20 protein-coding genes are annotated in these 21,857 nt (G+C 52.5%); 9 read left to right on the top strand and 11 right to left on the bottom strand.

Translation table 11 applies throughout. The annotated features are described in order from the left end of the window. The first annotated feature begins 171 nt into the window (after window positions 1–171). From WKJ04_RS05655 to WKJ04_RS05645, 3 genes are all read left to right on the top strand, one after another. Window positions 172–495, top strand: a complete 324-nt coding sequence (locus WKJ04_RS05655) for a hypothetical protein (RefSeq protein WP_337879523.1) — start codon at window positions 172–174, stop codon at window positions 493–495. 74 nt (window positions 496–569) lie between these two features. Next, a complete protein-coding gene (locus WKJ04_RS05650) occupies window positions 570–1,130 on the top strand; it encodes a histidine kinase (protein ID WP_337879522.1) in 561 nt (186 codons plus the stop codon). Window positions 1,131–1,332: 202 nt separating this feature from the next. Next, the gene (locus WKJ04_RS05645) at window positions 1,333–1,605 is read left to right on the top strand and encodes a hypothetical protein (RefSeq protein WP_337879521.1); all 273 of its coding nucleotides are present in this window, start codon (window positions 1,333–1,335) and stop codon (window positions 1,603–1,605) included. Between the two features lie 2 nt (window positions 1,606–1,607). On the opposite strand, the gene WKJ04_RS05640 is transcribed toward WKJ04_RS05645, so the two are convergent. Next, window positions 1,608–2,480, bottom strand: a complete 873-nt coding sequence (locus WKJ04_RS05640; protein WP_337879520.1) for a DUF1080 domain-containing protein — start codon at window positions 2,478–2,480, stop codon at window positions 1,608–1,610. A gap of 161 nt (window positions 2,481–2,641) precedes the next feature. Between WKJ04_RS05640 and WKJ04_RS05635 the strand changes: the two genes are divergently transcribed. The 3 genes from WKJ04_RS05635 (at window position 2,642) to WKJ04_RS05625 (ending at window position 5,791) form a co-directional block, all read left to right on the top strand. Continuing rightward, the gene (locus WKJ04_RS05635; RefSeq protein WP_337879519.1) at window positions 2,642–3,067 is read left to right on the top strand and encodes a chlorhexidine efflux transporter; all 426 of its coding nucleotides are present in this window, start codon (window positions 2,642–2,644) and stop codon (window positions 3,065–3,067) included. Further along, window positions 3,061–3,780 (top strand): AraC family transcriptional regulator, encoded by a 720-nt coding sequence (locus WKJ04_RS05630; protein ID WP_337879518.1) that lies wholly within the window; start codon window positions 3,061–3,063, stop codon window positions 3,778–3,780. Before WKJ04_RS05635 ends, WKJ04_RS05630 begins: the two co-directional genes overlap by 7 nt. A gap of 280 nt (window positions 3,781–4,060) precedes the next feature. Beyond that, window positions 4,061–5,791 (top strand): hypothetical protein, encoded by a 1,731-nt coding sequence (locus WKJ04_RS05625; RefSeq protein ID WP_337879517.1) that lies wholly within the window; start codon window positions 4,061–4,063, stop codon window positions 5,789–5,791. Between the two features lie 79 nt (window positions 5,792–5,870). On the opposite strand, the gene WKJ04_RS05620 is transcribed toward WKJ04_RS05625, so the two are convergent. Together WKJ04_RS05620 and WKJ04_RS05615 are read right to left on the bottom strand one after the other, a co-directional pair. Then, window positions 5,871–6,731: an SMP-30/gluconolactonase/LRE family protein gene (locus WKJ04_RS05620; RefSeq protein ID WP_337879516.1), complete on the bottom strand. Its 861-nt coding sequence runs from the start codon at window positions 6,729–6,731 to the stop codon at window positions 5,871–5,873. After that, window positions 6,732–8,243 carry an FAD-binding oxidoreductase gene (locus WKJ04_RS05615; RefSeq protein WP_337879515.1) on the bottom strand — a complete coding sequence of 504 codons (1,512 nt, stop codon included), beginning with the start codon at window positions 8,241–8,243 and terminating at the stop codon, window positions 6,732–6,734. Between the two features lie 370 nt (window positions 8,244–8,613). Between WKJ04_RS05615 and WKJ04_RS05610 the strand changes: the two genes are divergently transcribed. Further along, window positions 8,614–9,582 (top strand): porin, encoded by a 969-nt coding sequence (locus tag WKJ04_RS05610; protein ID WP_337879514.1) that lies wholly within the window; start codon window positions 8,614–8,616, stop codon window positions 9,580–9,582. Window positions 9,583–9,593: 11 nt separating this feature from the next. Here the strand turns inward: WKJ04_RS05610 and WKJ04_RS05605 are convergent, their stop codons facing one another. The 7 genes from WKJ04_RS05605 to WKJ04_RS05575 all read right to left on the bottom strand — a co-directional run bounded on the left by WKJ04_RS05605 (window position 9,594) and on the right by WKJ04_RS05575 (window position 19,015). Then, entirely contained in the window at window positions 9,594–11,129 is a 1,536-nt protein-coding gene (locus WKJ04_RS05605; protein ID WP_337879513.1) for a methyl-accepting chemotaxis protein, read from the bottom strand. Between the two features lie 95 nt (window positions 11,130–11,224). Then, complete coding sequence (locus WKJ04_RS05600; RefSeq protein ID WP_337879512.1) at window positions 11,225–11,632, bottom strand: rhodanese-like domain-containing protein; 408 nt, start codon at window positions 11,630–11,632, stop codon at window positions 11,225–11,227. 30 nt (window positions 11,633–11,662) lie between these two features. Continuing rightward, window positions 11,663–12,922 (bottom strand): serine hydrolase domain-containing protein, encoded by a 1,260-nt coding sequence (locus WKJ04_RS05595; protein ID WP_337879511.1) that lies wholly within the window; start codon window positions 12,920–12,922, stop codon window positions 11,663–11,665. Between the two features lie 74 nt (window positions 12,923–12,996). Continuing rightward, on the bottom strand, window positions 12,997–13,797 hold the full coding sequence (locus WKJ04_RS05590) for an SAM-dependent methyltransferase (protein WP_337879510.1): 801 nt from the start codon (window positions 13,795–13,797) through the stop codon (window positions 12,997–12,999). Then, complete coding sequence (locus WKJ04_RS05585; RefSeq protein WP_337879509.1) at window positions 13,787–15,421, bottom strand: GGDEF domain-containing protein; 1,635 nt, start codon at window positions 15,419–15,421, stop codon at window positions 13,787–13,789. Before WKJ04_RS05585 ends, WKJ04_RS05590 begins: the two co-directional genes overlap by 11 nt. A gap of 95 nt (window positions 15,422–15,516) precedes the next feature. Next, the gene (locus WKJ04_RS05580; protein ID WP_337879508.1) at window positions 15,517–15,720 is read right to left on the bottom strand and encodes a hypothetical protein; all 204 of its coding nucleotides are present in this window, start codon (window positions 15,718–15,720) and stop codon (window positions 15,517–15,519) included. A gap of 106 nt (window positions 15,721–15,826) precedes the next feature. Continuing rightward, window positions 15,827–19,015, bottom strand: coding sequence for a DEAD/DEAH box helicase (locus WKJ04_RS05575; RefSeq protein WP_337879507.1), 3,189 nt, complete (start codon window positions 19,013–19,015; stop codon window positions 15,827–15,829). Window positions 19,016–19,196: 181 nt separating this feature from the next. Between WKJ04_RS05575 and WKJ04_RS05570 the strand changes: the two genes are divergently transcribed. Further along, on the top strand, window positions 19,197–21,074 hold the full coding sequence (locus WKJ04_RS05570) for a choice-of-anchor I family protein (RefSeq protein WP_337879506.1): 1,878 nt from the start codon (window positions 19,197–19,199) through the stop codon (window positions 21,072–21,074). 40 nt (window positions 21,075–21,114) lie between these two features. On the opposite strand, the gene WKJ04_RS05565 is transcribed toward WKJ04_RS05570, so the two are convergent. After that, window positions 21,115–21,423 carry a hypothetical protein gene (locus WKJ04_RS05565; protein WP_337879505.1) on the bottom strand — a complete coding sequence of 103 codons (309 nt, stop codon included), beginning with the start codon at window positions 21,421–21,423 and terminating at the stop codon, window positions 21,115–21,117. A 231-nt stretch (window positions 21,424–21,654) separates the two neighbouring features. On the opposite strand from WKJ04_RS05565, the gene WKJ04_RS05560 reads away from it, so the two are divergent. Continuing rightward, window positions 21,655–21,831, top strand: coding sequence for a DUF1328 domain-containing protein (locus WKJ04_RS05560; protein ID WP_337879504.1), 177 nt, complete (start codon window positions 21,655–21,657; stop codon window positions 21,829–21,831). The last annotated feature ends 26 nt before the right edge of the window (window positions 21,832–21,857 follow it).

Here is a 21,857-nt window from a genome sequence, read left to right as displayed (position 1 = left end):
AACCTTTTTTCGGTGAAATCCGGCCGCTATCTTTGATCTGCCACAATAAATTGGCCGATCAGCAGCCGGATATTTTTTCATTTTTTTCATTTTTCCGGTTGCTTTTAAAAAATCACTGCTGCTATAGTCAGGTCAGGACCAAGCAGTTTTGGTCATTTCCGGGTGCGAAAAATGAGATTGCTGAGTTTTATCGCTGCATTGTTTTACCTGAGTTTGCTGAGCCCTTCAGCAGGCTATTCTGCATCAAGCAGTTGGGTAGACGTGCGCGAAAGCAACAAAATCAGCCTGCATGCCCTGATCGCTCCCGCCTCCTCCTCTCATCAGGCCACTGACAGCACAGAGAATTCTTCTGATCCGGACAAAACCTTAGCCTTGTGGCGCAGTTTTGAATTTCCGTCTGGTTCAGCTGCCCGCTCTCAGTCAACCGAAAGCCCTGTTTTTAGCGAGCGGATCCGGCCGTACGCCAGCCGCGCACCACCTGCACACCTCGTTTAATTAGCAACGTTTTGAATTTGTTAAATTAAATTTTAAGGTTTTGTGGCCTCTGCACAAAGCCTATCGAGGTTAGCATGAGAAAGTTAAATTTATTTGCCGTAGAAACTGCCGATCATTTAGTGCAGCCTGCCGAATTCGCCGACACCAGCCTGGACACAGCGGCGCTGGAATTTGTCACAGATTTCAAACACAACAGCCCGATGATGATCGACGCCGAAACCTGTGCAGTGGAAGCAGAAGACATGATGAAACACGAACACAGCAAGCTGAAACTGGTGATCGACGCGAATCAGGAAATGATTGGGTTAATCAGCTTCGAGCAGCTGTCTATTCAGAATGTGCTGCAGCGCATGGGCAAAGGCATTAACCGCAAAGACCTGACGGTTGCAGACTTAATGTTGCCACGCAGTGAGGTCAAGGCACTGGCTTACCAACAACTGCAACACTGCAGCATTGGTGATGTGCTGCACACCTTACAGAGCCACGGTGAGCAATACTGTCTGGTGATTGACACCGACTCCCATCATATCCGGGGTTTGATGTCAGCCGCTGATATTGCCAGCCGTCTGCATGTGCCGGTGCATATTGAAAAGACGCCGACCTTTTTGAATATTTTCGACAGGGTTTATGCCTGATTGATTGACGTGTAACGTTTTTCTTCCTGCCCCCGTCTGCAGTCATTCCCAGCGGACGGGGTTTTTGAAAGCCGCCACAGAGCATAGGTGACTCCAAGACCTCCCCTCTGCTGCCTTGCAGTTTATGGCGGCCTTTTCGGCCTCTCAAGTTTTCCTCCAGACCGCAGATATAAAGTCATATTCCCGCACAGAGCGCCTGAACATGACAGAAAATCGCCGCTTACAACGAATGCGTGACCTTGGAGTACGGCTGCACGAACTCAGACTGGTCTCAACCTCTGCTCAGCAATCCTATGCGACTCTGGCGCTGAACTTCCTTTTTCGTGAACATCAGTTGGAGCGCCCAAGCGGTGTACCTCTGGAAGTCACCCTGCAAAAGCTGGCCTCTGGTCTGGCACAAAAGTACGATTTACCTGTGCGGCCAGACCCGGACAAAATCATTGACTATTTCTGCCGCCAGTATCAGGTGCACTGAGTTTACCCCTCTGAAAACAGCGCCTGATACTGGGCAGGTAAACGGCTCAGAGACTTCAGCTGAATGCGCCGGTAAAATACTTCGGCCGCTTCACTTTGCAACTGAAGCTTCCCCTGCATCAAAGGCTGTACCTGACCTTGCTCGTCGCGATACCTGGAGTTACGCAGCACCATCACCACCTGACCATTGACGATGTGCAGGCTTTGACCTTCAAAACAAATCAGCTCCAGCGTATTCCACTGCCCATCCGGTAACTCGTGGTTGTCTTTACGCAGCACAAAGCCCTGGTTTTTTTCACCGGCCCCTACAGCCAGAAAGGGCTGCCGCTCATCGGCCACTGCGTTCATGATCGACTCTGGTAAAAAGGCCCGGATATCTATTGCTGAACTGGCCTGGCTCCAGTAATCACCCGTATGGCCCTGCATAATCTGGAACTCCTGCGACAACATCCAGGAGCGCCAGTACTCTTTACCGTGCTCACCCACCGCATGGTACAGAATGCCACTGTCTTTTAATAACTGCAGGCGCGGCGGCCATTTCAGTTCGCCCCACCGAAACTGCAGGCTCAGATGGTAATTGCGGTACTGCTGTTTGCTGGTCAGCGCACCATAAATTTCACCACTGACCCGCAACACGGGTTCGCCCTGCTGCTGTTGTACGGTAAATACCTTGAACCTGTCATTGCCGGTATTGAGCCCAATAGGGGCAATAGGCTGGCCTTGCGCATCTTTTGGTATGTCGCCCTGGTAACCAGGCTGATGGCGATAACTCAGGTAGGTATCCCACTGACTCAGCTGCGGGTCCAATAATTGTTGCCAGTCCGACGCCGCTAAGTGCGGGGCCACCACCAGCATCCACAGGGAGATCCAACGCATATTCTGCTTCCTGCTTATAATGAAAGGGCTTTCATTGTACAGAAAATCATCAGCACAACAAGCCAAACCAGTGGAGCTCAGAATCAGCTTTTGGCGCTAAAACAACAGCTTGTGACGACAGCCTTCTGTGGTAGCCTGAATGCCTTTCGTAGTGAGGTTTTATGCGTTCTCATCTGGACTGGTTTCGTCATGCCATCTGTTATGAACTGGGTGCCGTGGGCCTGCGCACCTTGTGCACAGTTGCTGTGGCCCAGATTGGTCTGGGCCTGGCCACAGGTTTTTCCCTGCTCAGCACCCTGACAGTATTTTTGCTGACCCTGAGCCATACCAGAGCCTTCGACTATTGCCTGCTGCGCCTGACCGGCAGCCTGCATAAAAGCCGCCGTGCCCGCATTTGGCATTGCCTGAGTTACGAGCTGGCTGGTGTGCTGATCAGTATTCCTCTGACTCTATGGTTACTGGGTTTTAGCTGGCAACAGGCGCTGCTGCGTGAGCTGTTGATGTTTGTTGCCTTTACGCTCTATACCTACCTGTTTAATCTGGGGTATGACAAAGTGTTTCCAACAGCAGAAGCCTCCCAATGCTGAGTTTATCCATCCGCCAGTACAGCCCGCAGCTGCAAAGCCATCAGCATGAATTTACCCAATTGGTACTGCCGTTGACCGGGGTACTGAAACTGGCCATGCCCACAGCTATGGTGCTGCTGCACCCAGGTGAAGTGGTGTTTATTGCACCAGGCACTGAACATGGCTTTGCGGCGCAGAATTTAAGCCGCTTTCTGGTGCTGGATTTAGCCGAAGCGCCGCCACAGTTTCGCGCCTATTTTGGCCAGACCATGATGCTGCCCGCACCAATCACCAGTTACCTGACCACGTTGGAACAACTGCTGCTGGAGCCGTCACCGCTATTGCCCCAAGCGGGTCAGCTCTTGCTGGACCTGTTATGCCAGTACCAGTTGCAGCCCAGGCTGGACCAACGGCTGCAACGCGCCATGCTTTATATGCAACAACACCTGGGCGCACCGCTCGATTTAGCCCTGTTGGCTGATCAAGCCCACCTGAGCCTGAGCCAGTTTAAGCAGCTGTTCCGCCAACAACTGCAGCAAACCCCAGGGGACTATCTGACCAAGCTTCGGATGCAGCAGGCCCGGCAACTGCTGCAATTTTCTGATCTGCCGGTGCAGCGCATTGCCAGACTCTGTGGTTACAATTCTGCTTCTGCTTTCAGTGCCCGCTTTCGCCAGCAGTATCAGCAAAACCCGCAGCAGTTCAGACAAGCACCCATAAATACCCCAAAATGAAACATAGAAAAACACAAAAACATCCCTCATATAAATACAAAAAATCAGCAGATCCACTTAATGAACTTATGAAAACTCGTTGATAACCATACCCACTTAAGGTATAAAAATAAATCATTGTTTGGAAAGGTCATTATAAACACATTGACATTCAATTAGATAAAACTGATTTAACCTTATAATCGACTCACACAATAAAATTCATGACCATTCAGTATAAATTGAACCAACAATTTTAATGGTGGTTAGTCTGGTAATTTTTTATCAACTAGGAGTTTTTATGTCTGAAATATCTCGGCGACAATTTACAAAATTAACCGTTGCAAGCTTGGCTTCTGGCTACGCTTTACTCAATCCAGCCGTACCAGCTTTTGCAACAACAATTAATGGTATTGAGATAGATCCAGCTTTTAACGGCGGGTCAGGTTTCTTCGACAATCTAATCAATGTGAGCCAGTTTGGGGCAATACCTGACTCACAAAATGACCAGTCCGCACAGTTGCAAGCAGCCTTTGACGCCGCAGCTTCTAGTGGAGCAACCTTGGTCATAGATAAAGTGTATTGGATTTCTCCAAAGCTAAGAAGCTATAGCGCAACTGAAAGCCGCTGGGTTGGCATTCACATACCAAGTAACTGCAAAGCAATATGGATAGGTTCCGGAGCGTTTAAAGTTTTACCGGTTTCAGACTCCCAAGGTGGTGGCACGTATTATCCTTTAAATTTCTATGGTTCGCAGAATATAACGCTTTATAAACCCACTGTGTACGGCGACAGATTTTCCCACCTAGGAACTCAAGGAGAAAGTGGCAACAACTTTAATATTGTGTGCTGCTCAAATGTAAAATTATTCAAACCATTATCTATAGATTCTTGGGGAGACGGTTATTATATCGGCCTTGAATATTGGGGCGAAAAAACAAACCATGCAACAAACATTACCCTTACTGCTCCAAGATCAGTCAATGCAGGCCGCAATGGGATTTCGTTAGTCTCAGGACAACAAATAAACATACTACAGCCTGTCAATGAAGGTTCTCCCAGGACAGGGCCTGGGGCTGGCATTGACATTGAGTTTGAAAGCGGCAACAACCAACCCATCTGCAGTGGTGTTGTAATTGATTCTCCTGTTTCAAGAGGTCGAACTACCGGCTTATTACTCTTTAATGCCTTCACAAATGCACAGAATTATGCCGTGGATTTAGACATCAGAATTACAGGTACCGCACTAGATGAAGGAAGCGGCGTGAGCTTTGCCTTTAATAGTTATACCCACGGCAACGGTATAGTGTACGTAAATTCACTTAAGTCTATTGGTTCTGGCGAAACCCCCATGTATATTGAATGGTTAGATCACGGCCCTCGCTTAGTTGTAGATTACGTAAACATCCAAGACGGTAACGTTAACGCCTCAGCTGCCAACTATGGTTTTGGTATGCATATCAGGTTACAAAATGCACCAGTTCCGGCATATACAAGTAGCGGGCAGTTAAAATCTTTAGGAAACTTTGTTATTAATGAATTTTCTGTCACAGATTCCCGCCCTCAGAAGAAGATATTTTACCCATTTAAATTATCTTCTGTAGCGGGCATTCCATTAAATAATGTATACATTAACTGTCTATACTCACCAAGTGTCCTAAACCCGGCAATTTTATATACTGGAATCAATGAAAGCTGCTTTATCAGTCTGTATGCTCAGGTTGTCTATTATGATCTGCCGCATCGCTTAGCCTATGCCAGTGAACTAGATATGTTTGCGACAACTCAAGATGGAATTACTCTTAAACTGGATAGTACAATAAAAACTGCATCAACCTATACTAAAAAAACTGATAATGGTTGGCCGATCATCATCGTAGCACCGCCAGGGCAGTACATTCGCGAAGGAGGGCAGTATTTTACCTCATACAGCTCTAATCAATATAATGCTTCGATCAGCATAGATGATGTCGCGGGTGAGAAAGTTGTTACATCAAAAGTAGGAACATGGACTTCGACCTCTGCATACTGACAGAGTATGCAGCATGTAGGAAACCAGCGGCCAGTTGGTTTCCTTCAATATTAGTAAAGTTATTAATAGAAGCTTCTGCTTATTTTGCTGCCCCATCAGTTAAATACAGAAGCTCCACAGCACCACGCTTTTGCAGGGTGACATAAAGTACATCCGGGTTCTGGCTGTCAAACGTGACATTGGTGGGAAATTCACCTTTCAGGCGGTATTCGCGCAGCAGCTCGCCTTGTGGGCTGACTTTGGCGACTGTTCCTTTGCCATAGCGGGCGATCAGCAGGTTCCCCTCTTGGTCGCAGCGCATGCCATCCAGACCAAAGTCGTCAAATTCAATCAGCAGACGTTTGTTGCCTGGGTTGAGTTCCTTATCCAGGTCATAGACCCAAACCCGGCGCTGCGCGCTTTCGTTGATATAAAGCCGGGTCTGATCCGGGCTGATTTCAATGCCATTGGTGGTGCCCATACCGGTTTCCATCAGTTGGGCCTGACCATTCAGGCCAATGCGCCAAAACTGGCCCTGGCGGTTAACCCAATCGGGGTCCGACGCGAAAATAACGCCGTTGTCGGCAATGGTCAGGTCATTGGGCTGAAACATCCGGGGGTCGTGGCTGTGTAACCTCAGCTGTTTGCCGTCGTAACGCCAGATGTTATGGCCTGTGTAGTCGGCAATAAACATCTGGCCTTTGGCATCAAAACGTATGCCATTACCAATGCTGCCTTGAGGCAGAGACAGGTACAGCTGGGCTTTACCGTCGCGGCTGACTTTACCTACAGTGCCTTCCGAGCCCAAATTCACCGCATACAGGTTGCCTGCCGGGTCCATCGCCGGGCCTTCAATGGTGGCGTAAAATACTCCGTCTCCCACAAAATCCGTACTGTCGCGTTCCACCGGTGCCGATGAAACCACCACGGTCGCCAGCACCGTATTCAGCCATAACGTCATTCAGTCCTCCTTGATACTCTGGGAAAATTGCAGCACTGAGCCCGGGTCATACTGCCGTTTCAGGCGCTGCAGCCTGGGGTAGTGGTCCGCATAATAAGCCTGTGGCCAGTTCGACAAGAGCGGGTCCGTGTAGTTCAGATAAGCACCACCTGTGCTCCAGGGGGCCATAGTGCGGCGCATCTGCCCCATCCACAGATCGGCCTGCTGCAGTTGTTTTTCCTCGGTACCGACGGGCCGGCTGACCAGATACTGGGCGCAAAAATCAGCGGCTCTGTGGGCAAAGGCGGTGTCATCATGCGCCAGGTCCCGAATAGCACCCCCCATCAGTGTCAGCAGAATGCCGCCACTGTGGCCCTGTTGCTGCCGTTGCCGCACCGCATCCAGCAGGGCATCCAGCCCGGCTTTTGGCATAGCGCCACGAAAAAAGTCGGAACTGCCAGCCATCGCCACCCGGCGCAACCTCGCCTGATCCGACTGATGTGGCAATTTGCACTGCCCCATTTCAAGGCCTGCGCAGTCACTGAGCATATATTCGGCGTAATCATGCAATACCACGTCCTGCTCAAAAGGCTGTGCAGGCAAACGCCGCAGCCAGGTCGCCCATTGCTGCTGCAATTCTTTGGTCGCTCCCAGACTGCTGACCCGGATTTGCAGCACAGGGGCTTTGCGTTGATCTTCTGTCCACCAAAAGGCGGCTTGCGACCAGAGTTCCCGTGGCAGTTGCCGGCTCCAGTGTTGCCACAGGTTCAGTACCGGCAAGGCCTGATCAAACTGAAAATAGGCATGACAGCTCAGCACTTCCGCCACAGGAAAAGTACGGAATTTAAGCCGGGTAACAACACCAAACTGGCCACCGCCACCGCCGCGCAGGCCCCAGAATAACTCGGGGTTTTGTTGCTCTGAGCAGCGCAACAGCACGCCGTCCACAGTAACCAGTTCAGCTTCCAGCAAGGCATCGCAGGTCAGGCCGTATTTGCGGTCAGCCATGCCCATACCGCCGCCCAGCGTCAGGCCACTGATGCCAACGCCAACACAACTGCCCGCAGGAATAGAGCGGCCTTGCTGGCTGAGCTGAAAATACACGTCGCCCAGTTTGGCTCCCGCACCAACCCATGCCGTTTCGCCTTGCAGTTCAATCTGATCCATCAGTGCAACGTCGAGCAAAATGCCTGGGGTGCAGGAATAACCTGCGTAGTTATGGCCACCGCAACGGCCAACCAACGGCAGCTGGAATTGCCGGGCAAAAACCAGCACCAGCTGCACATCGGCAGCCAGCTTTGGCCTGGCGATCAGGGCTGGTTGGATGGCGTCAAACCGCGAGTTGGCCGCTTTGGCAAAGCGGCTGAATAAAGCATTGGCCGGGAACAACAATTGCCCTTGAAAACTGCGCTGCAAGGCTTGCCAGTCCGCCGCTTCAGGCAAGGCCGGTTTGAGCTGGCAGCCTGCCAGTTGCAACCCTGCTGTTGCCGTTAGCCAGGCCGCACTTTGGCTGAAAAATTCTCGTCTGTGCACTGTCCGCGCCCGTTATTTTTGTAATGCCGCGCACCTTATCACAAAAAACTTTATTGGTCTGATTCACACCGGCAGAGCTTTGCAATGCCAGGTCCCGGCTTATCGCCGGCGGCGGTGGACGACCCGCACTGTATGCGTCTGTTCGTTCAAAGGCCAGAGTGCCAGAGGTCCTCAAGATGCTGGACTCAATCGACTGCACTGCCTGGGCTGGCGCCTGGTTGAATACAGTGATCACTCTCAGCCCGGTTCACTGGAAGTACATCGCGGCAATATGATAATTCTGATAAATATGAAAAGATGTTTTTTGGCGTTCTGAAAAAATACTGCCACAATAGAAGGGTTTAGCCACTATCTCTTACAGAGCACAGTTATGAAATCAACCTTATTCCGCATGAAGTTAACTGCTGTTGGTTTTGCTTTGGCTGCCAGTGGACAGGCAGCTGCTTTCGACTGGGATATCTATGGAAAAATTGATCTGCAAGGGCTGTACACCGAAAACGACTTGTACCGTTACGCCGATGAAGGCTGGCAAATTGAAGCCCCATTAAGCCGCATTGGCGCCAAAGCCAAACAGGCATTTAATGACGAATTCAACCTTGTGGCCGTATTTGAGTACCAGCTTAATGGTCTGGACCAGGCGAACCGGGATGACAAATTTGGTCTGCGAAACGCCTATGTAGGCTTTGCCGGCAAAAGCTGGGGCGAACTGGTGTTTGGTAAAAACGACACCCGCTTTAAAAAGTCTGAGGGCAAAATTGACCTGTTTAACGAAACACTGAACGATATGGCGCAGCTGACGCCAGGCCAGGACCGGCTGGAAAATGTCGTGGTTTACACCAGCCCTGTGCTGTCGGGCCTGCAGTTTTCCGCCACCTATCAAACCGGTGTCAGTGACGAAGAATCCGGAGGTTATGACTGGACCTTAAGTTATGGCGACCCTGGCTTTAAAAGCTACAGCTACTATGTGGCGTACAGTCAGGCTCACGAGCTGAATAACCTGGATGCTCAGCGGGTGCTGGTGCATGCCAAGCTGGCGGAAGTGGCAGGCGGCCTGTTGTCCGGCGGTCTGATGTTCCAGCACAGTGAACACCAGACCCGGCCATTAAAAGGCGATGCGCTACTGGCTGAACTGGCCTTTGACCGGGAGCAGTTTACCTACAAGCTGCAATGGCAAAAAGATGACAGTAAAACCCGTCATCCCGAAGAAGGCCGGCTCTGGTCGGCCGGGCTGGAATATGGCTACAGCAAAGAACTGGCGGTCTACACCATGGTCTCTGTGTTGGACTTCGAAAGCCAGGACGACAATTCAGCCGCCTTGGGGCTGCGTTACACCTTTTAACGCGGCCCCGCTCAGGGCCGTTTAAAACCAATACGGAAGCCGCCCCAGTGGCGGCCCCGCACCCGGATTGGTACTGACAGATCGTGCAGAATCTCCCCTGTATCCCTTTTATACGTCTGTAACAACATCGATTCGGTATTGCTGCCACACCGGCTGCCAGTTCTGTCGCTGAAAATACGTTTGGTGCGGTTTTGCAGTAAGTCTTTCTGATAATCACCGGTCAACGGCTGGCTGTATTTTTTATTGTGAGTCGGAAAATAACCTTTTTTATCCACAGCCCCGGCATAAAGCACAGACGCATGGCGCGTTAAAATTGGCTCCTGAATAGCGGGTAACTGCTGATCGGTAAAGCTGTCATAAGGCGTGTGGTATTTCGGCGGATTGGTATTGGCAATCTCGGTATAGTGCTCGCTGAACAGCTGGTTTTCCGTCAACTGACCGCTCTGCAGCGCCTGCTCAAACACAGCAACAATACTGGCGGCTGCCTGTTCGGCTTCCTGCAAAATAGGCGCATAAAAACTGTGGCTGGATACAGTGCTGAGTTCGCGGTAAATCGATTCGGTTTCCACCGATAAATCTATGGCTTGCGCAGCGACTGTTTTACCTTTTTGTTCAACGGCCGACAAGGACTGATGGATAGCCTGCATGGCCTGATCAATCTGCGTGCTGTTCTGTTCAAGGCCGGTGCTGACCTGTTCTATCTGTTGCAAGGATGCAGACACCTGGCTGACTTCATCATTAATGCCGCTGAAGCCGGCAGCAACAGACCCCAGTTGCTGCTGCACTGAGCCACTTAAGCTGACCAGTTTCTGCATCAGCAGCGCATTCTGCTCTGTCTGTTGACGGATATCGGCCAGCATGGCGGCAATATCGGCGGTCGCTTCGGAGGTTTTGCCAGCCAGAGCCCGCACTTCGTCGGCCACCACGGCAAAGCCTCTGCCCTGTTCCCCCGCCCTTGCCGCCTCAATAGCCGCATTCAGCGCCAATAAGTTGGTCTGGTTGGCCACACCGGTAATCACCTCAGTAATACGCTGAATGCTGTCGGCACTGCTTTTCAGCCGCTCCAGTTCAGTGGCAGCATGGCCCACTGCCTGTGTCAGTTCACTGATGGTGGAAACCCCTTGCTGCAAACTGACATCAGCCTGTTCACAGGCGTCAGCCGTATGGCTCAGGCTACGGCTGATCTGTTGCAGGTTGTCGGTCAGGCGGGCACTGCTGTCAGCCAGCTGTGCCGTGGCTTCACTGATCCGGCTGGTATCGTCATTACTGCCCTGAATATCTTTGATCAGGCCATCGATATAAAACGACACTTCGGCCGAACCAATCGCCATTTTTGAGGTGGCGGCGGTAATGGCATCGGCTTTGTCGCTAAAAGACGGAGTAGCCAGAACCGGCGCCCCGGAGTCAGGTTTCAGGCGGTTAAGCAACAGAGGGGCCAAAACAGCAGTGGTCAGTACTGCCAGTAACCAGACCGGCCAGTGCAACCACCACCAGAGCAGTTGCCCGGCTAAAAAAGCCAATAACACCAGCACTGACTTTGTGTTCATGTCTACCCCGCAGTCTTTTTCTAATTATAGAAAAACCAGTGTTTTACTTTTCTACAGCGGGTGTCAAACACTGGCTCTGATACCAAGACTAAAGTCTAACTCTGTCCGCTCTGGCGTACCGGCAGACCAGCGTCCTGCCAGGCCGACATGCCACCGGCAATCGAATACACCTCGTGAAAGCCCATGCGGTGTAACGACTCAGCCGCCAGCGCCGAACGGGCGCCTGAGCGGCAAATCAGATACAAAGGTTGTTTGGCCAGTTCGGTCAGCGCCTGCACCGCATCTTTTTCTGTGGCCACCGCCGGGTGGCTGTGCAGCTGCATTTCCAGCACACCACGGGGCATGCTGACGGCATTGGGAATATGGCCTGCGGCAAACTCAGCAGGTTCCCGTACATCAATGACTCTGGGGTCGGTGGTTTTTACCAAAGCGGCCAGTTGTTCGACCGACAGTTCCTGAATTTTTGCTTTGGCTTCGGCAGCCAGCTGTGCTCCGGTTTTCATAAGTCTATCCTGTTGTTTTGGCTGGTTTTACTATAGCCCACGCCGCGATGGTGGCTCAACCGGCCGGGACGCCTGAAACCAAGCGTCAGACTGACGGCGTTGCTGCCAGTTCATCCCCGTGACCGCTGCGGCGACCACAGTGGCCAGTTGTGAACGCAGCCGGCGGATAGTGGCGCTATCATCAGGGTAAGTTCTGTTCGTCAGCAGTACCAGGTAAGTGCCACTTTGCGGGTCGAGCCAGAAGCTGGTGCCTGTATAGCCGGTATGGCCAACAGAACCGGGCGGAAACAGCTCACCCCGCGCTGACGAATAAGCCGAATGCATATCCAGCCCCAAGCCGCGGGCCTGCGGGCCGCTTTTACTGGGTAACCAATAAGGGCTCACCATCAGCTGCGCACTGGCGGGCGACAAGACCGCTGTCGATTGGCCTTGCAGCCCCTGTTGCAGCATTTGCAGCCAAAGCGCCAGATCGGCCGCTGTGCCAAACAAGCCGGCATGGCCAGCAACCCCGGCCAGCCGCTGCGCTGTCGGATCATGCACTATGCCCTGCAGTTGTTGCACTTCGGCAGGCAACCACTGATAAGCCGGATGGCTGCTGCGCAGCGCTGTAGGTGCGGTACGCTTCAGCCGTTTTTCAGCAGGTGGGCACCAGGGCTGACACAGCCGCTGGTACGCGGTCTCTTGCATCTTTAATGGTGCGAACACCCACTGCTGCATCAGTTCAGCCAGAGGTAACGCACCGGCCCGTTCGGCAATCAATCCCAGCAACACAAAGCCAATATCAGAATACACAAACTGGCCCGGCGCCTGAGTTAACCGCAAAGCCGCCAGCTGTGTTGCCAGCCCTTGTGAGCCTGTCCAGTGGGTCTGCAGATCAAAACTTGCCGGTAAACCTGAGCTATGGGTCAGTAAATCCCGGATAGAAATGGCTTGCACGGTGGGCTCCGTCAGTTCTGGCAGATACTGGCCTATGGCGTCACTCAGGCTCAGCTTGCCAAGCTCCTGCAGCCGCAGAATAAGGGTTGCGGTAAAAGGCTTGGTTAAAGAGGCCCAGTCATACAAGGTGTCTGGCTGCACTTCTGCGCTTGCTGCGGTACTGAAACGGCCAAAAGCTTTGTGATACAGCACCTGCTCGCCTTGCCCTACCAGCAGTACGGCACCAGGCGTCTGTCCGGCAGCAACAGCCTGTTGCATCAGGCTATCCAGTGGGGTTAACCGACCGGCATCCAGACCGGGCTGCGCCCACAACGGCACACTGAAAAACAACAGCAGGCAGTAACGTCTCAACATGAAGTGGTCCGGCAAACAGCAGATAGCCCCACTTTAAGGGAAAGTGCGCTGAGCTGCCAGCCTGGGCCTGAGCGTCAAAGCTGACGCAACGGATGGTCAGCAGGAACGCCAAGCAAATCCAGCATCTGCCAGTCCGGGGTTTTGGGTCGGGCCGGCGGCACTACCAGAGTGGTGATCTGGTTGAGTTGGGCTTGGTCTAAATCCTGCAGCAAAATTGATTCAATTCGGGGTTGCCAGATAGGTAAGTCGGCCGCTTCGTACAACAGCACTGGATGATCGGCCGGGTACAGCTGCAACAGCCGTTGTTGCAACGCCTGTGTGCCCGCCTGGTTTTGCTCCAGCCGTTTTAAGCTGAAATCTCCCGCTATCGCCACCTGCCATAAAATCAGGTAAGCCGAGGTGTCGATATCACGGCGGTAAAACAAAAACTGACTGGCTTCAAACTGAGCGCTGCCCTGCGCCATAGGATCAATGCCCAAATCAGCATAGAGGCAGGCGTCGGCTGAAATACCAGCCTCCATTTTGGCCTGATAACCCAAAGCCGTTAAACGCCGGATCACCTCATGCGGCGGCCAGCTGGCCACCCCTGGGTGACCATAACAGGCCCAGACCACCTGTTTGCCTTGTTGCACAGCCGCCATCACTGCCGCCATCATGGCCTCATAGCTGACGAGCCTGGATTGACCGGGCTGGTAAAAGGGCTGTAAATCGACCAGATTCGGATTAATTTTCTGCAGAAAACCGGCCAGGTAATGGCTGTTGCTATGGAAAAACACCAGATCTGCCGCGGCCAATCTGGCCCGTGCCAGCTCAGTGAGCTGGCTGCCAAGCATAATACCCAGGCCAATACAAAACAGCTGGCCTTCAGATTTCATAGCCGGGTTCCATCGCAAAACTCTGACAGCTGTTACGGCCTGCAGCCTTGGCCATATATAAAGCCTCATCCGCCTGCTGCAGCAACTGGTCAAAACTTTGGCCCGGCACAGCAGCCGCCACACCAAAACTGGCAGTGACCTGCACCTTGTCCCCTTTCAGGCTGAACTTGCGCCCGGCAATATGACAACGGCAGGCTTCGGCCAGCTTTAACGCATGGTCAAGGTCACAGCCGGGCAAAAAGACAGCAAACTCTTCACCGCCCATCCGGGCTATTACATCCTGTTTTCGTAGCACCGACTGACAGAGTTTGGCAACCTGACGCAACACATAATCACCGCTGGCGTGGCCATACTGGTCATTCAGCTGTTTGAAGTGGTCAATATCCAGCATAATCAGGCTTTGCTGTTCCGCCTGACGCCTGTTGTGCAGCTGAGAAGTCACCTGCTCGGTAAAATGCCGCCGGTTTAACAAGTGAGTCAGATAGTCTGTGGTGGCCAGACGATGTAAAGCCCGACGTTTACCATTGACCACATACAAGGCTAAAAGCAATAGGGTCACCAACGCCATACCGGCAAAAATAGCCACTAATTTTTCATTGGTTTGCACTTCGCGTTCCAGCCGTAACAACTCATTTTGATTCTTCAGCAGCGCCAGTGTGTTTTCGCTTTCCAGCAAATTGGTTTGTGCCTGGTGATACGCAATATTTCTGGCTTTGTAGTCATCAAAATAAGCCTGTTGCACTTGGCTGTACTCCTGATACGCCATCAGCGATTGTGCTACCTTACCTTCACTCTGATAAAGTTTCGCCAGTAATAACAACGATTTATTGCCAATGTCCAGGTCTTTCAACTGATGCGCCTGTTGTTGGACCATGAGCAAAAGCTGCTCAGCATCCAAAGGTCGGTTTTGTTGAATGTGAACTTGAGCTAACAAAAATCGTGCCTGCAAAATTGCAGGAGGAAACCCAATGTGTTCAAGTTCGCTCAGCAAAGCAGTCAATTCAACAGGCGACGAAGACTGTCCTGTCTTTAGCCTATGCTCCGACAGATAAAGAGCCAGGCTTGCAGACATCAGGCGTTCGTTGGCGTTTTGGCACGCAGTTCTGGCCTTTTCCTCTATCGCCAGGTCTTTAAAGTCGCCCAGCTTTAGCTGAACATGGATGTTCAACACTTGAGCAATACATTTTTGCCGGCTGTCTACAGCATACCGCTGCAGATTATCCACAAACTGAGCCGCTCTCTGATAAGCTCCTGCGCTGACATGCAGCTGCACAGCCACAGTGTAGATATTGGTCAGCAGTTCCTGATCATCTATCCGACCAACCAGCTGTAAGCTGTTAAACAAATAGCCATAAGCCGCTTCATAGTCTTTAAGTGTTTCCTGAATATTGGCCAATAACAGATTTGCGCGAATTCGTTCTGCCGGAAACGGGCTGGACGTCAGAGGAAGCATTAAGTCAACCGCCTCATCCAACTGGCCTTTAATCGCCTTTAAATATGCTTTCAAATAAAGCAGGTGATGTTGTTGTTGTGCTGACAGGAAAGCCAGCTTGCTGTCTAAATCACTGACCAACTGCTCAGCCAAAACTGGATTAGAGGTTCTTAATTGTTGAGCCGCGTGCAACTGCTGCTCCGGTGAGTCGTATTGTTCAGCAAAAACTGGCCCGCAGAGTATCAACAGGCCGGCAAAGAAGAGAGTTCTGGCGAATACAAAACACATTAAGGAATGTGATAGAACATAACAGCCTTGACCGATTTGCCAGTCAACTGCTCTACCTGGGCTTTATCGCCTGACAGCACTGCGTCTATTTCATTTTGAGCCAAACCGTAAGCTTGCATAGTGCCTGCAGCGTCTGCGACATATTGTTGCTGAAGGTCGGTATTGGTAGCCAGTTCTTCAATAAATTGGGCGAGCTTTGACATCTTTTACTCCATATTGACAGCAAATCACGACAAGAATGCCGCTTTACCCAGCATACTTCTGAACCTGTTACTGTGACAATATGAAATTAATGATAATCCGATGAATTTAACTGCCAAACAGCTCCAACAGATCGGTTGCGTTGCCCTGCCAGGCCTGCTGCTGGCCAAAAGCAAACAGCTGGTCAGCCAGCCCTTGCTTGTAGCTTTGTAATTGCTGCACTTTTTCTTCCACTGTATGGGCGGTGATCAGTTTATACACAAACACCTGTTTGTCCTGGCCGATGCGATAAGCCCGGTCTGTGGCCTGTTGCTCCGCCGCCGGGTTCCACCAGGGGTCGTAGTGGATCACGGTATCCGCTGCCGTCAGGTTCAGGCCCGTGCCACCGGCTTTTAAACTGATCAGAAACACTGAGTGCTCACCCAGCTGGAAGGCGTCAATCTGTTCCTGCCGCTTTTTGGTCTGGCCTGTCAGTTTGCTGTAACTGATGCCCAGGTACACCAGTTCCTGCTCAATCAGGCTGAGCATCGAGGAAAACTGACTAAAGATCAGAATTTTCCGGCCTTCGTCGACCATTTCCGGCAAGGTGTCGCGCAGCCATTCCAGCTTGGCGTTGTGCTGCACCGACTGCGCCTGTTCAATAGGCACCAGCCGGGCGTCACAGCAGGCCTGGCGCAGTTTCAGCAAGGCGTCCAGGTACTCCATCTGGCTGGCGGCCACCCCTTTGCGGGCGAACAGCTCCCGCACTTTGGTTTCCATCACCAGCCGGATGCTTTCGTACAGATTGCGCTGGTCGCTTTCCAGCTCCAGCAGTTGCAGAATTTCAATTTTGTCCGGCAGCTCAGTGGCTACCTGTTTTTTCGTGCGGCGCAAAATAAAAGGCGCAATGCGGGCACGCAGCGCGGCGGCCCGTTCGGCATCGGCCGATTTTTCAATCGGCTTGCGGTACACCTGCTGGAAATGCGCTTCGGTGCCAAGCAGCCCCGGCAGCACAAAATCAAACAAGGCCTTCAGTTCACCCAGATGGTTTTCCAGCGGTGTGCCAGTCAGCGCCAGCCGGAAACCGGCTTTGAGCTGACGCACCAGCTGCGAGGCCTGACTGGCCGAGTTTTTAATATGCTGGGCTTCATCCAGCACCACTGCACTGAACTCCTGATGCAGATACAAAGCCGCGTCGCGCACCAGCAACGGGTAGCTGGTGACAATCAGATCGTGGTCGGCCAGCTGTTCAAAATACTGCTGCCGCTTGGGGCCATACAAGGTCAGCACCTTTAATTCCGGGGCAAAACGGCGGGCTTCGTTTTGCCAGTTGCCAAGCAGGCTGGTCGGGCAAACAATCAGCGCCGGCTGCTGCAACTGGCCCTGCTGTTTCTGGTGCAGTAAAAATGCCAGGGTCTGCAGGGTTTTACCCAGGCCCATATCATCGGCCAGCACACCGGCCAGGCCAAACCGCTGCAAAAACACCAGCCAGTTCAGGCCCTGTTGCTGATAAGGCCGCAGTGTTGCCAGCAAGCCTGCGGGCACCGCCACCTCTTCAATGCCCTGAAAATGCTGCAACTGACTGACCAAAGTCTGCAAGCGGCTGGCATTGAGGTAATTGATGTGTTCGGCGCCGGGTTCCGGCAATAAGACGGCTTTGTAGGCTGGTAATTCCAGTTCCAGCGGCGGCTTTTTCAGGTTCAACAGTTCCACTATGGTGTCGATCACCGGCTGGATCAGGCTGAATGGCAAGGCCACTTTGCCTTGCGGCAGGCTGAGCCACAGGGTGTCCTGCGCATTGGGTAAGCCATAACTGCGCAGCCACTGGCTGATCAAGGGCAACAATGGCAGCTGCTGACCGTCCACATCCACCTGTATCGCCAGTCCAAAACCACCATTGGCTTTGTCACTCAGTTCCACATAAGGTTTGGCGTCCAGCACCGCCTGGTTAAAGGCGCGGTCCTGCTCCACCAGCCAGCCTTGTTGGCGCAGCTCAGGCAAAGCATTGAGTAACGGCTGCCACAACAAAGGGTTATCCGGGCCGTCACCACAATCAAACCAGGCAAAAGGCTGATCTTTGTCCGCCACGGCGCGCAGACCGTACTGAGTGAGCTGGTTCAGCACCGCGGTTTCCAGCGTGCGGTCGCGACGGATAAACAAGGTGGTGTCGCCTTGTTGCAACTGGGTCTGCGCTTGCTGCAGCGCCAGCGGCAAACGGAAATCGCCGTATTGCATCAGCAGCTTCGCGACAGCCTGCGCTGGTTTTTGCCGCTGAGTCTGTAATTGCAACTGCAGCACAGGCTGCGCTTTGGGCTCCAGTTTCTGAATGGCACTGGCATCCGGTACCGGCAGTGGCATGGCCGGAAACAGCTGCTGCAGTTGTTTCAGGCTGTCTTCCAGCACGGCAGCAGGCACGGGAGGTAAACGCATCAACAGCTTCAGTTCACGGCCAGACAAAGGCGACTGCAAATGGCCAAGCTCATTATTTAACGCATCCAGATAACAGGGCGGCTCGGTAAATACCAGTTCCAGCTCGCCATCGGCGTGCGGCTGCTGCAACAATTGCCAACCCACTTTGGTTTTCAGCCAGCGTAACTGCAGCTCTTTCGGCTCACGCCACTGCAGTTCACGCCGCTCTTCATCCAGCACAGCCCGGCCTGTTGCCAGCACCTGCTGCAACACCTGATACCCCCATTCATCTTCCAGCACCGCATGGCGCTTGGCGTCAAAGGCAAAAAACTGCTGCAATAACCTATAGTCCGCTTCCGGCATCCAGGCTGGCCTCGCCTGCCCTAATAATTCGCCCGGGCTGATAATTTTGCCTTTGCTGTAATTGCCATTGGCGGACTGTTTCACCCGCTTGGGCGCCAGTTGCAGGCCCACAGGAGCAGGCCTTAACTCGTACAACACCAAATCGTCGCTGTGCTCTTCGGCTTGCTGTTGCTGCCGGGCGTCATGAAACCACTGGTTCAGCAGCTTCAACGGTTGCTGCTGACTTTTTTGTGCCTGTTGTTCCAGTTGATGGCGTAATTTCAATAAAGCGGCCAGCACATGTTTGCAACGGGGCCCTTCCGGGCAGGTGCAGGAATCGGTCAATTGCCACTGACCGGCGTCATCCTGGCTCAATACCAGCAGTTGCTTAAAGGGGCTGAAACCATCCCCCCAGACCTGGGCACGGATTTGCGAAAAATCCGGCTCGTAGTCCAGTTGCACCACTTTGCCGGCCAGAAAATAAGCACGGGCCTTATGAAAAGTGGCTGGGTGAAACCATAACTGCAACTGTTCCTGCGACAGCGGAAACTCAAACTCAAGCGACATAACGGCGAATTTTTCTGACACAAAATGGGCGTTATGCTACCTCAAATCCATACGCCGCCATAGCACTGCGCACAGAAGAACAGGTCACCAAGTTGTCATCAAGTTGCCATTTTTTCGACACAAATACGCCATACCCTGAAGTTTTACAATGAATTTCAATTACTTCAGGAGCTGACTCACGATGTTAAAACGTACCTTGATGACTATTTCCCTGCTGGCTGCATTAAGCGGTTGTGTGCTGGAAGGTGATGATGGCGCCACAGGCGCTACAGGCCCTGCAGGCAGCAACGGCCAGGACGGTGCGGATGGCGCCGATGGTGCCGACGGTTCCAATGGTCAGGATGGCAAAGATTCGCCACGGGATTTAAGCCTGGAAGTGGTTGGCCGTTTTAACACTGGGATTTATGGCCGTGCGGCCGCAGAAATTGTGCAGTTCCATAAAAGCTCCGCTTCAGTGTTTGCCGTTAACGCGGCGGAAAATAAAATTGAAGTCATTCAGCTGACCAACCTGCCGACAGCGGGTGTAGGCAATGGTATTACCGATAACAGCTTAACTTCTGTGCCTTTTACCTTCCCAACCTCAGTCACAGTAAAAGACAGCCTGGGCAATGATAAGACCCTGGCCTTAGGCGGCGCCAACTCCATTGCCATTCATAACGACTTGCTGGCTATTGCCGTAGCCGCACCGAATAAAACCGACAACGGCGCTGTGTTGTTTTACAGCTTAAGTGCCACAGGTGCCGGTACTTTTGTCAAAGCGGTGGAAGCAGGTGCTCTGCCAGATATGCTGACCTTTACGCCGGATGGCAGCAAAGTGGTGGTCGCCAATGAAGGCGAACCCGACACCGATTACCTGGCAGACCCGGAAGGCAGTATTTCGGTGATTGCCCTCAGCAATGGGGTGCCGGCGGATCGCGCCAGCAGCATCAATCTGACCAGCAATATGGTGTTCAGCTCTGGCCTGCTCAAAGCAGCCGACTACGACACAGACGCCGAGCGCCGTGCACTGCTGAGCAAAGCCGGGGTGAAATTTGCTGGCCCTGCCGGCACCACTGTGGCGCAGGATTTAGAACCTGAGTACATCACGGTGTCTGCCGACGGCAAAACCGCCTGGGTCTCCATTCAGGAAGCCAACGCCATAGGCCTGATTGACCTGGAAAAAGGCACTATTGAAGTCAAAGCGCTGGGCTTTAAAGACTGGGGTACCACGCCAATCGACTACACCAACGAAGACAAACAACCGGCCATGCGCACTCTGCCGGGCGTGTATGGCATGTACCAGCCGGATACGCTGGCGTCTTACCAGTGGCAAGGCGCAACTTTTGTAGTGTCCGCCAACGAAGGCGATTCGCGGGATTGGGAAGCCTACTCAGAAGATATCCGGGTGGCAGACGTGATCAGCACCAGTAAACTGAACAAAAGCTTCACCCCGGCGTTGCAGGCGCTGTACGACGAAACCGGCGGCAAAAATGGTTTAGGCCGCCTGAAAGTGACAGCTGCCCTGGTCGACCCGGATAACGACGGTGTAGTCGACAAGTTGTACGCCTACGGTGCCCGCTCCTTCTCAATCTGGGATCAGAAAGGCAACCTGGTGTTTGATTCAGGCGCTGATTTTGAACGTATTGGCGCTGCTGTACTGGGCAATGACTTTAACAATGCACACACCGAAAACAGTGGCGACAACCGCTCTGACGACAAAGGCGGTGAGCCGGAAGCTGTGGATGTCGGCACCATCAATGGCCGCACTTACGCCTTTGTGGCTCAGGAGCGCACCAGCGATCTCTTTGTGTACGACGTGACCAACCCCTTCAAAACCAGCTTTGTCACTCATTATGTGAACCGTGACTTTGACACTGAGTTTGAAATGGACGATGAACTGGCCAACCCGTGCGATACGGCCGAAGGCATGGATTGTACAGAAGTGCCACAAAGCGGCGATTTAGGCCCGGAAAGTGTCAAGTTTGTCTCTGCCAGCAACAGCCCGAATGGCAACCCGCTGCTGATTATTGGCAACGAAGTGTCCGGTTCTGTCACTGTGTATCAGGTGACTGAGCTGTAATTTCCTGTTGGGGTCAGAGCATGACTCTGACCCCAACACTTTAATCGTCCGGTCCCAGCGTGGTCATCACCAGGTGCTTACGCATCTCTTTCAGCACTACGCCTTTTTTCAGCATCAGGCCGCTGAATTTTTTCTGCCATGCCAATAACTGTGGTTGCGCCTGTTCCAAAGCCGCATCATCACTGAACTGTAAACGAACCAATAAAGAGCCGGGGAAAGCTTCATATTCCAGACTGAACCAGCATTGCACCAGGCCGGCTAATTCCGTCAGCGCCTGTTGCTCCAGACTGGTCACCGCCGCCATCACGGCCGCTTGTTGTTTTTGCTGTACTGCAGAGAGTTTTTTCATAACTGTTCAGACCGATACCAAAATGGCGTCAGTCTACCCCAGGGTATGAAAGACTTACATCTGGCAGGTAAATTTTACTGTTTTTGCGACAGCGGTGCTTCAGTCAGCATTCAGCCTGACTATAGATAATTGCTTATAGATCAGCGCGTTAAAGCTCATTTTTTAACCTGGCACAGGTTTCGCTTAGTGAGTGGAGTCTCATTGGTTGTGCCAAGGCACGAAGGAGCAGGTATGTTAGGCTGGGCTTTCACTTTTTTGATTGTGGCCATTATTGCAGGAGTGCTGGGGTTCGGCGGCATCGCCGGTACAGCCGCCTGGATTGCCAAGCTGATCTTTGTCATATTTGTAGTGCTGCTGCTGATTTCAGTGCTCAGCGGTGCACTGCGGGGAAAAACACCAAAACTTTAACACCGGGCGCAGAGGCCCGGGCCAAA

Origin of the sequence: Rheinheimera sp. (assembly GCF_037442345.1) — a bacterium.
GTDB lineage: Bacteria > Pseudomonadota > Gammaproteobacteria > Enterobacterales > Alteromonadaceae > Pararheinheimera.
This window is presented reverse-complemented; position numbering and strand designations above follow the sequence as displayed.

Excerpts from the sequence above, each read along its gene's own strand:
- WKJ04_RS05595 (WP_337879511.1), bottom strand. The coding sequence starts at position 12,922 with ATGTTGAGACGTTACTGCCTGCTGTTGTTTTTCAGTGTGCCGTTGTGG.
- WKJ04_RS05640 (WP_337879520.1), bottom strand. The coding sequence starts at position 2,480 with ATGCGTTGGATCTCCCTGTGGATGCTGGTGGTGGCCCCGCACTTAGCG.
- WKJ04_RS05625 (WP_337879517.1), top strand. The coding sequence starts at position 4,061 with ATGTCTGAAATATCTCGGCGACAATTTACAAAATTAACCGTTGCAAGC.
- WKJ04_RS05565 (WP_337879505.1), bottom strand. The coding sequence starts at position 21,423 with ATGAAAAAACTCTCTGCAGTACAGCAAAAACAACAAGCGGCCGTGATG.
- WKJ04_RS05620 (WP_337879516.1), bottom strand. The coding sequence starts at position 6,731 with ATGACGTTATGGCTGAATACGGTGCTGGCGACCGTGGTGGTTTCATCG.
- WKJ04_RS05645 (WP_337879521.1), top strand. The coding sequence starts at position 1,333 with ATGACAGAAAATCGCCGCTTACAACGAATGCGTGACCTTGGAGTACGG.
- WKJ04_RS05580 (WP_337879508.1), bottom strand. The coding sequence starts at position 15,720 with ATGTCAAAGCTCGCCCAATTTATTGAAGAACTGGCTACCAATACCGAC.
- WKJ04_RS05655 (WP_337879523.1), top strand. The coding sequence starts at position 172 with ATGAGATTGCTGAGTTTTATCGCTGCATTGTTTTACCTGAGTTTGCTG.
- WKJ04_RS05650 (WP_337879522.1), top strand. The coding sequence starts at position 570 with ATGAGAAAGTTAAATTTATTTGCCGTAGAAACTGCCGATCATTTAGTG.
- WKJ04_RS05590 (WP_337879510.1), bottom strand. The coding sequence starts at position 13,797 with ATGAAATCTGAAGGCCAGCTGTTTTGTATTGGCCTGGGTATTATGCTT.
- WKJ04_RS05575 (WP_337879507.1), bottom strand. The coding sequence starts at position 19,015 with ATGTCGCTTGAGTTTGAGTTTCCGCTGTCGCAGGAACAGTTGCAGTTA.
- WKJ04_RS05630 (WP_337879518.1), top strand. The coding sequence starts at position 3,061 with ATGCTGAGTTTATCCATCCGCCAGTACAGCCCGCAGCTGCAAAGCCAT.
- WKJ04_RS05635 (WP_337879519.1), top strand. The coding sequence starts at position 2,642 with ATGCGTTCTCATCTGGACTGGTTTCGTCATGCCATCTGTTATGAACTG.
- WKJ04_RS05560 (WP_337879504.1), top strand. The coding sequence starts at position 21,655 with ATGTTAGGCTGGGCTTTCACTTTTTTGATTGTGGCCATTATTGCAGGA.
- WKJ04_RS05600 (WP_337879512.1), bottom strand. The coding sequence starts at position 11,632 with ATGAAAACCGGAGCACAGCTGGCTGCCGAAGCCAAAGCAAAAATTCAG.
- WKJ04_RS05570 (WP_337879506.1), top strand. The coding sequence starts at position 19,197 with ATGTTAAAACGTACCTTGATGACTATTTCCCTGCTGGCTGCATTAAGC.
- WKJ04_RS05605 (WP_337879513.1), bottom strand. The coding sequence starts at position 11,129 with ATGAACACAAAGTCAGTGCTGGTGTTATTGGCTTTTTTAGCCGGGCAA.
- WKJ04_RS05610 (WP_337879514.1), top strand. The coding sequence starts at position 8,614 with ATGAAATCAACCTTATTCCGCATGAAGTTAACTGCTGTTGGTTTTGCT.